Raw genomic sequence first — 12,898 nt, 5'->3', positions numbered from 1 at the left:
GCTCTATCATCGATAGTGACGGGAAGCTTTGTTTTCGGGCTTTTCCGTCACTGCCACTTAGGTGTTGTAAGTGCTGATGATAGTTAAAAAATTGGTTCTAATTCAGATTATTTATAAAGTTTTCTGAGTTTTTTCTGAATTAGGGTCGAATGTTAGTTTTCTTATAACACAAACAGAATAGGCAGTTGGCAATAGCCAACTGGTGGCCAGGGATTATGACTGACAAAATTTTGATCATTGAAGACGAACAAGATATTGCTGAGCTAGTTGCTGTTCATATGCATGAACTTGGTTTAACACCTGACAAATGTCACACCGGAAAACTCGGCTTAGCAGAAGCATTAAGTCAGGACTATCAATTAGTTATTCTTGACGTGATGTTGCCCGATATGAGCGGTTTGGATATTTGCCGACAACTACGCGAAGCCAAGCCATTGCAAGCCATCATGATGCTTACGTCGCGCAGTTCTGAAACAGATCGGGTGCTGGGCTTAGAACTTGGTGCTGACGACTATATGGCAAAGCCTTTTAGCGTACGAGAACTACAAGCGCGAGTCAGAGCACAATTAAGGCGTGTGCACAGCCTACAGAGTATTGCCATTCCTACTCAAGCCAAAGCCGTCACATGTATTGGCAACCTAACGGTAGATCACCAGTGTCACAAAGTGACTTACCAAGACACTGCTATCGACTTAACTTCCACAGAATTTGAACTATTGAGCTTTTTAGGCAAGCATCCTGATCAAGTGTTTTCACGCAGCCAATTACTTGATTCGGTCTGGGGTTATCACCACAGTGGCTACGAGCATACGGTAAATTCCCACATTAACCGCTTGCGCAATAAGCTGGAAAAAGATGTTACCCAGCCACAAATTATTCAAACCGTTTGGGGCGTAGGCTACAAACTCAACTCAGCAGGAGTGCATTGATGAAGGTTATCGCCAACTCTCTTTATCAACGGCTGGCGATTTCTGTCACCTTAACGTTTGCTTTATTGGGGTATTTGTTTTTTTGGTGGAGTAGCTCACTTGCCCAGCATTCTCAATTTCAAGCTGAGCAAAAACTTCACATTGAGCTCGCGGAGCACTTAGCGCAAGACAACCCTTTGTTACAAGACGGCGTTTACGACAAACCAGCCCTTGAAAACTTGTTTCACACCTTAATGCTGCTTGGCCCAGCATTTGAATTTTATTTTCTCGATCCGAGCGGTAAGATTCTGACCTACTCGGCTAAGCCCGACAAAATTAAACGCAAATCAGTTGACCTAACACCAATCTCGCAGCTTATTGATGCGCCTCACCAAGTACCCATTTTTGGCGATGATCCACGGCACTTGTCGAGGAAAAAAATATTCTCTGCGGCTCCAGTTTACAAGGGCGAAAAGCTTCAAGGCTATTTATATGTGATCATTGGCGGCGAAATTTATGATTCAACTTATGCAAAAGTAAAGTCTGATCAGCAATTGTTAGAACACTTGTCGCTACTGGGCGGCAGTTTACTGCTGTTGTTGATTTTATTGCTTATGCTGTTTCGCAGTTTCACTAGCCCTATTCGCCGTTTGGTACGCGATATCAATAACATTCGTGATGCCAACTTTGATCAGGAAAAAATTAGTTTAAATCACTGGCGTGCAAACTCGGCGACAACAGCTGACCAAGCCTTAACTGAAGCTGCTTATGACGAGGGCAAAGAGAGCACTAAGCAAAATGAAGTTGAGCAGCTCGGCGCTAATTTTGTCGCCATGGTGGAACAAATCAATAGCCAATTTCAACAGCTCAAGCACAACGACAAAATTCGTCGCGAACTGCTGGCTCATCTATCTCACGACTTGCGCACACCGTTGGCGGCGATGAAAGGCTATGTAGAAACCTTATCGCTTAAAAATGAAGAGCTTAACAGTGAGCAGCGTCAGCAGTACATCAATACAGCACTGCGAAATGTTGAACAGCTCAAACTGCTCATCGATCAAATATTTGAACTAGCTCACTTAGAAGATGGGCAAGTATCAGTAAACAACGAAGCTTTCGCTGTTGGCGAATTACTGCATGACATCATTGCGAAATTTGCACTAAAAGCACAGCAAAAGCATATCAATTTATCGCTATTGCCCGACCACTGCGAGCGTGTAGTTTATTCTGACATAGCTAAACTTGAGCGTATTTTAACTAACCTTATTGAAAATGCGCTGCGTCATACGCCAGAAAACGGCAACATTAGTGTTCAAATCACACCAGTGAACGATAAGTTGAGAATTAGTGTAGTGGACACTGGCACAGGTATTCATCAAAAAGATTTAGCTTACATATTTGATGCCCGCTATCGCGCCAGTAACGCACAAGGAGAAAAGAACCGACATGCTGGCCTAGGCTTGGCCATTAGTAAACGATTGAGTCAGCTACTTAATAGCGACTTAAGCGTGACCAGTGAGTTAGGTAAAGGCAGTGCTTTCTCTCTGACGCTTGCGCAAGCTAGTTAGCATTAATATAGATAAGTACTTAGTTTAATAGTTGCAATGATAAGCCTGTATTAACTAGATACAGGCTTATCCGGTGAGCTTTAAGGTTTATATCAGTTTGTTACTGTGGCTCTTTGGCGGTTTTGGCAGCTTTGCCGAGCAAGGCAATACACTCATCAATTGGTACCGCAGGGCTAAAATAGTAGCCTTGAATTTGATTACAGCCATAGTCTCGCAGGCAATTGAGTTGCTCTATGGTTTCAACGCCTTCGGCAATCACTTGCATATCTAATTTACCAGCAAGATCAATCAAGGTTTGTGTCAGTAAGCTTTGATTGCGCTCTATCAAAATGTTATCCACGAACGACTTATCGATTTTCAAAATATCGACTGGGTATTCAATCAGGTTACTAATTGATGAAAAACCAGTGCAGAAATCATCTAGCGCAATTTTAACACCTGTATCTTTAAGCTTAGCCAATGCTTCATTTACGTAATGATTCGATGACATTGCCACTGACTCGGTAATTTCAATAACAACTTTGTCAGCTGGAATAGCATATTTGGCTATGGCTTGCGTCACTAACGCCACTTGGTCATTGTCGGTACGAAACTCATTGATTGAGCGGTTAATGCTAAAACTAATGCGCTCATAGCCTAATTGGTGTAAGCGGCCTAAATCTTGGCAAGCACGCTCAAGCACAAACTGGCCCAACTTTGAAATCAAACCAAACTCTTCTGCGATAGGAATAAACTCTCCTGGAGAGACAAAACCAAACTGATCATCATGCCATCGAACTAAGGCTTCAAACTTTTCTATTTGCTGAGTTTTTGCGCAAATAATAGGTTGGTAATTAACCGTTAATGCATGTGCGGATAGCGCGAGTTTTAGTTTGTCTCTCAATGCCAAGCGACGCAGGTACTGTTGCTGTAATTGCTGGTCATGAACGCCAATCGCGTGTTTATTTGAGCTTTCACGATTACTGTTCGCTTTTGCCCGCTGCATTGCATGACTGGCATTTTTTAAAAGCTCAGTTGCGGTGGCATTGTTTTCACAACAAAGGCCTTGAGAAAATTCTGCCAAGCCAATACTCACTTGTATCGATAGAGCAAGTTGTTCAAACTCAAAAGGCGCTGACAATAGCTGTTGAATTTGCTCAGCTTTCATCTTTGCTTGTTTGAGATCACTACTGGGCAACAACAAGGTAAATTCATCGCCACTATAACGACAAATGAGGTCGTGATTGTCGTAGGCCTCTTGCAATCGCTTACCAACAGCGACCAACAAAAAGTCCCCCATGACATGGCCGTAAATATCATTGATCTCTTTAAAGCGGTTGATATCAAGATACATGACAACAAACGGTTGGTGAGATGCTTTACTGCGTTTGACCTGCAAATCGACATTTTCAATAAAAGCTCGACGATTAGCTAGTCCAGTTAATGGCTCTTTATCAGCATAAAAGCGCAAACGGCGCTCAGTTTCTTTCCATTCACTAATATCACTAAATATGGCGACGTAGTTAGTAATCTCCCCGTGCTCGTCTTTTACAGCATTGAGCAATAATTCTTCTGGAAAAATTTCACCATTTTTTCGTTGGTTATAAATTTCTCCGCGCCAAACTCCCTTTTCAACCAAGGTTTTCCACATATCTTGGTAAAAATCTGCGTCTTGTTTACCTGAGCTAAAAATAGCGGGATCTTGGCCAATTAGCTCTGCTTCATCAAAGCCAGTTAAATTTTCTAACGCTTTATTAACCCATACAATTTTGTTTTTACTATCCGAAATCATTACCGCTTCAGAAGCATTTTCTAGCACGGTATCAGCCAAACCCAGTCGCTTAATCAGTTGCTGCTGCTCAGTAATGTCCTGAATACTCAATTGCACAACGAGTTCATCGGTAAGGCTATCAGTTTTGGTTTCACCCAACACTTTCAGATATTTACTCTCGCCAGCAGTTGTCGTAATTTCAACTTCAATAGCAAAGCATTCAACAGTACCTTGTTCGATAGCAGCTAACTGTTCAGTTATTTTTTGATGATCTCGCGGTACAATTAATGCTGCTAACTGTTTACGTGTAAGTTGTTGCTTCTCTGACAAACCAAAAAGTTGGTAAGCATAATCACTCGCAAATACGGTGTCAGCGCTTAAGTGCCACTCAAGCGTACAAAGTTTTGCGAGCGACTCGCCCAGTGACATATGTGAGATTAACTGCTCATTTTCTACAGAATTTAATTCATATTTAAATTCGGCACCAATTAGGTAGCCAACTTCACGAAACCAAGCGCAATCACTCGGTGCCACATCAGTTGGACAATCAAACAAACAAACTAAAATGCCAACGGGCTTATCGTTAAATGAGCGAATAGTAACGGCAATATAGCTTTCAATTTGCCAGTCTTTTAGCGCATCATCATAGGGGAATATTTCCTGCACACCACTTGAGAACTTGCATGTTCCAAGCGATTCTTTGGCTTTAGCACAAGGAGTGCCAGCAAGCTGATAAACGAAGTTTTCAGCTTCTTTGCCATCGGCTAAGTGCAATACGGTTCTTACTTGATCGTCATCGACAAATTTACCAATAAAGCAATGGCTAGGTTGTAGCTTTTCTTGAATACTGTGCAACGCATGACGATACCGTCCTTGACTGGACTGGATGCCAAAAAACTGCGCTAGATCATTAGTCATATATTAAAACCGGATAACAAAGGCCACTTAAAGTCGTAATATGGTTGCAACCTCACCCTATAATGTGAAGTTGCGACATATTACCTAAACAGCCCTGTTGTTTATTGATTATAGGTCAATGAATTAATTAAACGTTGTTGTTAGCTCTTCAATGTCTTCAACATTGCTGAAAACATCAATACTGTTTTGCTCAACTTGTCGCACTATTTCATTACTGCGATGTGAGCTATCAGTAATAGTCTGAACACTTTCTTTAAGCTGCTCGGTAACGACACTTTGCTCTTCTGTCGAAGCGGCAATTTGCGAAGTAACATTGTCAAGTTCATGCATCATGTGAATGACTTTATCCATCGCCTGTTTTGCTTGAACAGACTCCGAATTACATTGCTCTGCATTATCTTTACTGACCAACATTAAATTACTCCATGAGGTTAACGTCGCTTGTAACTCTTTCACTGAACCACGAATTTGCTCTGTCGCTCCTTGGGTACGACTTGCTAAGGTGCGCACTTCGTCAGCAACAACAGCAAAGCCACGTCCTTGCTCGCCTGCTCGCGCAGCTTCAATGGCAGCATTCAAGGCTAATAGATTTGTTTGGTCGGCAATACCTTCAATTTCTGCCATGACGGTTGATATCTCATCGGCATCGCTCACTAATTTATGTGCCGTACTTGCGGCATTATCAACTTCACCCGCCAATGTACTGATTTTTGTTTGACTGGAGTTAACAATTTCAATGGCATCATCACATGTCGCTTGTACTTCACGGACTTTTTCGTAGGCATTCGCGGTATTATGATTCACTTCCTCAAAGCTACCACTCATTTGCGTGATTGCCGCTGCTAATTGATCAAAGTGACCGCTTTGTTCCATGATGCGAGCAAACGCTTCACCGGTTGATGTTTGTAACTGCTCAGCAACACGCTTTAGCTTACGGCCTGAATCATTACCGCGCCCTAACACAGTGCGAATTTTGGCTGACAATATTTGACGAGGGTAATCAATAATACCGACACTACCTTTACCGCTAATAATCAAACGCGTAGGGCTATCGTACAGTGCTTTTGATTCGGCCACATATTTAGGCAGGCGAATAAATTCTTCGGAAAATATAACGACCAGTATTGCTACTAGCAAAAAGGGTAAAAACGCTAGGCTCAAAGCGCCCGTTTGCCAGTAAAGTAGAACAGCAGTGAGTAGTGTTACCACTCCAGCCAAGCTAAGTTTCAGTGGGCGATTTGCATGAAAGTCAGTCAGTGACTTTTCTTGATTAACAGCATCATAAAGTGCTTGAGCCTGATCTTTTTGGGCTTGGCTCGGTTTACAACGCACAGATTGATAACCAGTAACGACTCCACCTTCGTAGAGTGGTGTGACAAAGGCATCTACCCAGTAATAATCGCCATTTTTACAGCGGTTTTTCACTAAACCACGCCAAGAGTCACCGCGTTTTAGTTTTTCCCATAAGTCGCCAAAAGCCACTTTAGGCATGTCAGGGTGGCGAACAATATTGTGCGGCTGGCCAATTAACTCGTATTCACTATAGCCAGCAATTTTACAGAACTCTTCATTGGCATATGTGATCACACCACGGGTATCCGTGATTGAAACCAGCTGCTCTGATTCTGGAAATAAAACTTCTACACCGCTCATAATATTTACCCCAATGATTACGCCTGATTTTTTATATAAAATTTGTAATTTATTTGTTTTTCATCAATGAACTCATCCATGAATCCGATCAAAATTTGATCATTATCAATAACTATAGAAATAGATGCAAGGCCACTCAAATTCATAACTTTATTTGGGATATACCTATCTTAAGCCGCTATACCAGTGGCTTAATGGCAAATTATTCCAAGCTAAGTAATTGCATGTATATGTAACAAGGTGTTACTGCACGCAATTTAGATAAATCAGAAAAGCAAAAGAGTTGACCAAGCAGTCAAAATAATAACGTAGTCAAAATTAAATCAACGTAACTAATTGTAATCGTTGGTTTAAGTATAGAGGGGGGCAATAATCACCAAGTTCGTATAATTATCGAACAGGTAACGTACTGCTACGAGCACTCAAAAATAGGCGTAATAAAAGCCGGCCACAGCGTTTGTGCATGCTTAGATCGAAAGAAACCAAAGTGACCAATCTGTTCAAGGTTTTGTTCTTTCGGTGAAATATATTGATGATTTTTTTCAGCTGTTTGATAAAAGCTATGCAGTTTATCAACGCTGGCATAGTTGATCAGTTCGTCGTCTTGAAAAGCTAAGGCAGTAACCGGCAACGTTAACGCATGGTATTGTTCGCGCACTTGGTTGCCTTCACAGCCAACTAAGTAGTCTGGATTTAGACACCATTGCCGCCACTGACGCATCACACCATAAGGTAAATCACCAATGATACCGAGTTTTTTACCGGGAAAATAACCAACAAGACGAGTGGCAATCGGCACCACTAAAAACCACAACATTAACGAAACAGATTTAATTTTAATATCTGATGTTTTCCAATAACCTGAACCTGAGGCTATCGTAATTAATTGCGTTACCTTGTGGCGATTGGGGATCATCGCAAAGACTTGCCCACCTAAACTATGGCCTAGCCAATAGATAGGTTTTCCTTGCGCTAGTAATTCAGCTTTGTCGATCATGTAAACACAATCTTGCTGTACCCAATCAGAAATAGTTATCGATACTTGCGCAAGCGGCTGTCGCAATGACTGCCCCATGCCACGGTAATCAAAAGTTAGTACCTCGAATCCTTGCTCTGCCAGCCACTGAGCAAAGTCGAAATAAAACTTTTGCTCCACGCCCATCGCAGCGGCAATGACCACCACACCGCGATCGGCTTTGCTGCTTTGAAAATGGTATCCAACCAATGGATTATGACAACAAATTTCTGCACTAAATCTTTGCTGCACAAGCTATTCCTCGCTTACTTTTTGCTCTAGCATATAAAACTGTACCTGCTTAAGCAATCTGCTTGTTTAAGCAATTTTACGGGCAGCTTTACCTATCTTTTCGACGACTTCTTGTTGGTTCGGTAACTGCGGCTCTGTGCCCAGGCGTAGCTCTTTTACCTCTAACATCTGACAGAATTTTTGGAAGGTGGCAATATCTTGCGCGCAAAAACCTTCTTCACCGGCGTGTAAACTACCGTCTAAAAACGCAAAGTCACCATTAACGTTTAGTTGGGCAATCGCCCTATATGGCTGTCCATAGCTATCAACTTTTAGAGCGCGTACTAACTTGATTTCAAAAATCCAGTCATCCATGCGCACACATCGTGAAATAGCTTCAGTCATCGTGCTACCTTATTGTCCTATGTTACTTATTTTAAAAAGTTATGTGTTGTAAAAAAGCCGATTGCAGGTTGGGGGTACAATCGGCAAGATGGGAGAAAATACTCTTTATAAGTTATGCGGAAACATTTAATACCAAACGGGTATAAACTGCCTAGAAGTTCTTTTTGACATCAACTTTGGCAAGAAAGCTCTTCAACTCTTCTTCGCTGATACCTTTATCTTCATTGCGATCAATTTTTTTGAACTGCTCTTTGAGTAGTTTATTCTTACTCATGCTCAGCTCTTGTTCGCTGATCACGCCATTGCTGTCGATATCAAGCGGGGCAAACAGCTTGTCATGCGACACCATATGGCCTGCTTTCACAGGTTTTTCTTCCATTTGAGCCTTGGCCTTATCAAGCGCTGCTTTTTCTTTTGGATCTTCGTTAGCTTGTACCGTAATTGAACAAACAGCTACGGCAAATACCAATGCAGATACTTCAAGTAAGCTTATGTTTTTCATGATGTAATATCCTTGTTTCTATAATATCGCTGGTTTGAGGAGTCAGACGTTTCGCATGCAATAACAAATGTCTATGCTCCTTAAATAACCAGTATGCAGTTATCGCACCTGTGCTATTGCTCTTGTGCTCCTGTTCTATTGCACTTGCCGTACCAAGAAGGTAAACCATTGAAATATATAAATATTAACTATTTTCACAGTGCGGAATTGTTGTTTATCAACGACAGATATAAACAAGGAAATAACTAAACTTTGCAGGCTCTTTTACTCCAGATTTTTTTATTTATATTTATCAAGACGTTAGCTAAAAAAAGCGAATAACTCTTGCACTGTCGCCAAAAAGCAACACGCTTGTGTTTAGCAATTAAACACCTTTAAAGTGATAACAATCATATTCAATCTTTTAGAGCGAAAATCAGCATGACCAGCGATCTACCGCTGCTAGCACGAGTGCAACGAACGGTTCGACAGTTGTCAATTAAGCACTTGGCAGTATTAGGTTTTTTTAGTGTTATTGGGCCTTTGTTTGCGGCTTTACTGTTTATTGCAGAGCAAACTAAGGCTGCATCAACCTTAGGTGTGAAATCGATCTTGGCAGTGTCTACTTTGGTGGAGGCCAACCAAGATCTCAGTCAAACACTCACTAAAGCCGAGCGCTTTGCCAGCCAATACATCGTACTTAAAGAAATTGAATTATTAGACAGATTCACGGTTGAACACTTTAAAGCGGTCAATATTTTGGATAGCCAACTTGCCAAAATTAAAGATCCGAAACTCGACAGCAATATTGACGCACTCAATCAGCAATTAAGTTGGGTCGCTGAACGTTTACCCAGAGAGCTAAATAATCTTGAAGAAGTCAGCCAGGCATTTCGCGATATAGCCCCCTTGAGTCAAGCACTAAGAGAACGTAGCGATCAGCTAATTCAGTTAAAAGCCCATGCCATTCGTGGGCAAACAGAAAAAGTTGATAGCGTTATTTATCAAAGCCTACTTATCGTGCCTATCAGTTTGCTGATCGCTGCGATTTTTGTTTATTTGATCAATCGACCACTGCGCCGGTTAACTCAGCAGATTGCGCAGCTGACGCAAGATAATTTTGAGCATGCCTTTGCCTTAGGCGGCCCAAAAGAAATTAATAATATAGCCCGAGCATTAGAGACTATGCGAGTTCGCTTGCGCGCATTAGAACTGCAAAAATCATCGTTTATCCGCCATATTTCGCATGAATTAAAAACACCGCTAGCTGCAATTCGTGAAGGGAGTGCCTTGTTAAACGACAGCAGCTTAGGGCCTTTAAATGCTGGCCAGCAAGAGGTCAGTGGCATTATCGTTAATAGCGTTATGCGCTTACAGCAGCTTATTGAAGACTTGCTAGCGTTTAACATTGTGCTTGATTCAACGAGTTTGCAAGACCGCCAGCTAACCAAAGTTTCAGCTGTTATTGAAGAGGTTGTCAGTCAACATAAACTCGCACTGCAACGTAAAGCATTAACAGTTGATTTAACGTTAGTTGATGTTCAACTCATGACCAATCAGAAACAGCTTACCGTGGTCGTTGAGAACCTCTTATCGAACGCAATCAAATACACACATCATGGCGATACCGTCACAGTAGCGACTAAGCTAGATAAAGAGCAACTAATACTATCAATTAGTGACAATGGGCCGGGTATGTCAGCACAAGAGATGGAGCAAATCTTTGATGCCTTTTATCAGGGCAAGTTAGCAAATACCAGTGAAATAGACAGCAGTGGACTTGGTCTAACCATAGTGCAAGAGTTAGTGATGCGTTTAAATGGCAAAATTACCGTAAATTCTAGCCAAAGTGAGCACACTCACGGCAGTCAATTTGTCGTAAACTTACCGCGTCCTAGTGGGCAGGAGTCATAGCATGAAGCGCATCAAACTTGTTATTGGTCTATTTGCTATAAACTTATTAATAGGGTGCAGTCATTTAATCTTGCCCTCCTCGCCTACTTCTTCTCAACCGCAGGAATCACATTCAATAGACGCAAATGCTCGGGTAAATAGTATCGGTCAACTTAACTTGAGTGGCTATTATCAGTGGCTAAAAGGCTTAGAGCCTGAACAACTGGCTAGTGAAGTGGCACTGCAACAGTCGCGCAAAACACAAGATAACCCAGATGCTGATTTATTCTTACTGTTACTGAGAAGCTTACCTAGCACTTCCATTCACAACCCATACACAGCGAAAGCTATGCTTAATCAAGGGGAGTTCAACCAGTACATTTATGCCAATGTCAGCCCCGCCGATTTAGCCTTTGTCACTATGTTGCGCGATCAACTCAACCAACAACTTTTACTCATACAAGCGAATGAAAAAACGATTGAGCAAAGCCAACAAGAAATCGCCAAACTGACGGTTAAGCTTGCCATGTATCAACAAGCAAATACCTCGCTCAATGAAAAACTTGAACAACTTAAAGCTATTGAAGCCCAGCTCAACGCAAGAGAACACCAGTAATGTCTACTCCCCTATTCCCCAAAGAAAACGTCACAAAGAACACTACAGATAGCGCCACCGAGCATGCCCGAATTCTTGTTGTAGACGACGATCCTAGCTTGCTTAGATTGCTCAGTATTCGCTTAGCCGGTGCTGGTTATCAAGTTGAAACCGCTGAGAACGCAAAGGTTGCGCTTGGTGTAATGACAAGCTTTCAGCCAGATATGGTGATTAGCGACTTAAAAATGGAAGGGATGGACGGTTTTGCGCTATTTGAGCAAATTCGCGCCCGTCATCCCCACTTACCCGTTGTCATCATGACCGCACACGGCACAATTCCCGATGCTATTAATGCGACGAAACAAGGGGTGTTTAGCTTTCTAACCAAACCCTTTGAGAGTAAACAGTTATTAGATACGGTTGAACAAGCACTCAAATTGCAGCCTTTGCACGCCAATGACACAGCTGACGAAAACTGGCGTAAACGTATTATTTGCCGAAGTTCAAAAATGGCTCAACTACTGATGCAATCGAAGCAGGTTGCGCAAAGTAACTTTAGCTTATTGATACAAGGTCAAAGCGGTACAGGGAAAGAATTGCTCGCCAATGCTATTCATCAAGCCAGTAAGCGATCAAGCCAGCCATTTACCGCGATCAACTGCGCAGCAATCCCAGAAGCATTGTTAGAGTCAGAACTCTTTGGCCATGTCAAAGGTGCTTTTACAGGGGCAGATAAACGCCATATTGGCCTGTTTGAAGCGTGCAGTGGCGGCACTTTATTTCTCGATGAAATTGGCGATATGCCAATGAATTTTCAAGTTAAGTTGCTACGAGCATTGCAAGAAAAAGAGATTCGCCCGGTTGGTAGCACTCAGTCAATTGCAGTTGATGTTAGGGTTATTTCAGCGACCCATAAAAACCTGCGTAAAGCGATACTCGAAAGTAAGTTTAGAGAAGATTTATATTATCGACTTAATGTCGTCGAGCTTGAAATTCCGTCGTTAGCAGAGCGCCGTGAAGATATTCCTTTGCTCGCCCAGCACTTTCTTCACAAAAGTAAAAACCAGACCGACAGTGTCAACGTCACAGGGTTTACCCAAGAAGCGATGGAACTATTAATTACTGCCCCTTGGCCTGGCAATATTCGTCAATTGGAAAATGTTGTGGAACAAAGTATTGCGCTGGCAACCGAGCCACTCATTAGCGAGCAATTGATTAGCAATGCACTACGCAACAAACCCGGTGTACTGCCCTCTTTTGCCCAGGCTAGAGAGCAATTTGAGCGCGACTACCTAGCCAAGCTGCTACGACTAACTAATGGCAATGTAACGCAAGCTGCTAGAATTGCTCAACGCAATCGTAGCGAATTTTACAAGCTGTTAAATCGCCATCATTTAACACCAGAGGCTTTTCGAGATGCTAGTGACTTGCACGAATGAGAATTGCACGAATGAAAATTGCACGATTGAGAATTGCGGTAG

Annotated in this window: 10 protein-coding genes; 5 read left to right on the top strand and 5 right to left on the bottom strand. The window is 42.1% G+C overall.

The window, feature by feature from the left end; genetic code table 11:
- Nucleotides 1–215 precede the first annotated feature (215 nt).
- Both DXX92_RS02960 and DXX92_RS02955 read left to right on the top strand, forming a co-directional pair.
- On the top strand, nucleotides 216–929 hold the full coding sequence (locus tag DXX92_RS02960) for a response regulator transcription factor (RefSeq protein ID WP_115999071.1): 714 nt from the start codon (nucleotides 216–218) through the stop codon (nucleotides 927–929).
- Nucleotides 930–937: 8 nt separating this feature from the next.
- Nucleotides 938–2,476 carry a sensor histidine kinase gene (locus DXX92_RS02955; RefSeq protein ID WP_428977356.1) on the top strand — a complete coding sequence of 513 codons (1,539 nt, stop codon included), beginning with the start codon at nucleotides 938–940 and terminating at the stop codon, nucleotides 2,474–2,476.
- A gap of 100 nt (nucleotides 2,477–2,576) precedes the next feature.
- Here the strand turns inward: DXX92_RS02955 and DXX92_RS02950 are convergent, their stop codons facing one another.
- From DXX92_RS02950 to DXX92_RS02930, 5 genes are all read right to left on the bottom strand, one after another.
- A complete protein-coding gene (locus tag DXX92_RS02950; RefSeq protein WP_115999069.1) occupies nucleotides 2,577–5,144 on the bottom strand; it encodes a bifunctional diguanylate cyclase/phosphodiesterase in 2,568 nt (855 codons plus the stop codon).
- Between the two features lie 123 nt (nucleotides 5,145–5,267).
- Entirely contained in the window at nucleotides 5,268–6,797 is a 1,530-nt protein-coding gene (locus DXX92_RS02945) for a methyl-accepting chemotaxis protein (protein ID WP_115999068.1), read from the bottom strand.
- 412 nt (nucleotides 6,798–7,209) lie between these two features.
- On the bottom strand, nucleotides 7,210–8,064 hold the full coding sequence (locus DXX92_RS02940) for an alpha/beta hydrolase family protein (RefSeq protein ID WP_115999067.1): 855 nt from the start codon (nucleotides 8,062–8,064) through the stop codon (nucleotides 7,210–7,212).
- Nucleotides 8,065–8,130: 66 nt separating this feature from the next.
- A complete protein-coding gene (locus DXX92_RS02935; RefSeq protein WP_115999066.1) occupies nucleotides 8,131–8,448 on the bottom strand; it encodes a hypothetical protein in 318 nt (105 codons plus the stop codon).
- A 151-nt stretch (nucleotides 8,449–8,599) separates the two neighbouring features.
- Complete coding sequence (locus DXX92_RS02930; protein WP_115999065.1) at nucleotides 8,600–8,950, bottom strand: hypothetical protein; 351 nt, start codon at nucleotides 8,948–8,950, stop codon at nucleotides 8,600–8,602.
- Nucleotides 8,951–9,370: 420 nt separating this feature from the next.
- On the opposite strand from DXX92_RS02930, the gene DXX92_RS02925 reads away from it, so the two are divergent.
- Genes DXX92_RS02925 through DXX92_RS02915 form a run of 3 tightly spaced genes read left to right on the top strand, consistent with a single transcriptional unit; the run spans nucleotide 9,371 to nucleotide 12,856 of the window.
- Nucleotides 9,371–10,843 carry a sensor histidine kinase gene (locus DXX92_RS02925; RefSeq protein ID WP_115999064.1) on the top strand — a complete coding sequence of 491 codons (1,473 nt, stop codon included), beginning with the start codon at nucleotides 9,371–9,373 and terminating at the stop codon, nucleotides 10,841–10,843.
- 1 nt (nucleotide 10,844) lies between these two features.
- A complete protein-coding gene (locus tag DXX92_RS02920) occupies nucleotides 10,845–11,438 on the top strand; it encodes a hypothetical protein (protein WP_115999063.1) in 594 nt (197 codons plus the stop codon).
- Nucleotides 11,438–12,856 carry a sigma 54-interacting transcriptional regulator gene (locus DXX92_RS02915; RefSeq protein WP_115999062.1) on the top strand — a complete coding sequence of 473 codons (1,419 nt, stop codon included), beginning with the start codon at nucleotides 11,438–11,440 and terminating at the stop codon, nucleotides 12,854–12,856. Before DXX92_RS02920 ends, DXX92_RS02915 begins: the two co-directional genes overlap by 1 nt.
- Nucleotides 12,857–12,898 lie beyond the last annotated feature (42 nt).

It is taken from the genome of Thalassotalea euphylliae (assembly GCF_003390395.1).
Taxonomy (GTDB): domain Bacteria; phylum Pseudomonadota; class Gammaproteobacteria; order Enterobacterales; family Alteromonadaceae; genus Thalassotalea_F; species Thalassotalea_F euphylliae_C.
Note: the sequence above shows the minus strand (reverse complement) of the source record. Positions and strands in the feature narration are given on the sequence as shown.

Coding starts and splice junctions, on each gene's coding strand:
- DXX92_RS02960 (WP_115999071.1), top strand. CDS start 216: ATGACTGACAAAATTTTGATCATTGAAGACGAACAAGATATTGCTGAG.
- DXX92_RS02950 (WP_115999069.1), bottom strand. CDS start 5,144: ATGACTAATGATCTAGCGCAGTTTTTTGGCATCCAGTCCAGTCAAGGA.
- DXX92_RS02945 (WP_115999068.1), bottom strand. CDS start 6,797: ATGAGCGGTGTAGAAGTTTTATTTCCAGAATCAGAGCAGCTGGTTTCA.
- DXX92_RS02935 (WP_115999066.1), bottom strand. CDS start 8,448: ATGACTGAAGCTATTTCACGATGTGTGCGCATGGATGACTGGATTTTT.
- DXX92_RS02930 (WP_115999065.1), bottom strand. CDS start 8,950: ATGAAAAACATAAGCTTACTTGAAGTATCTGCATTGGTATTTGCCGTA.
- DXX92_RS02925 (WP_115999064.1), top strand. CDS start 9,371: ATGACCAGCGATCTACCGCTGCTAGCACGAGTGCAACGAACGGTTCGA.
- DXX92_RS02920 (WP_115999063.1), top strand. CDS start 10,845: ATGAAGCGCATCAAACTTGTTATTGGTCTATTTGCTATAAACTTATTA.
- DXX92_RS02915 (WP_115999062.1), top strand. CDS start 11,438: ATGTCTACTCCCCTATTCCCCAAAGAAAACGTCACAAAGAACACTACA.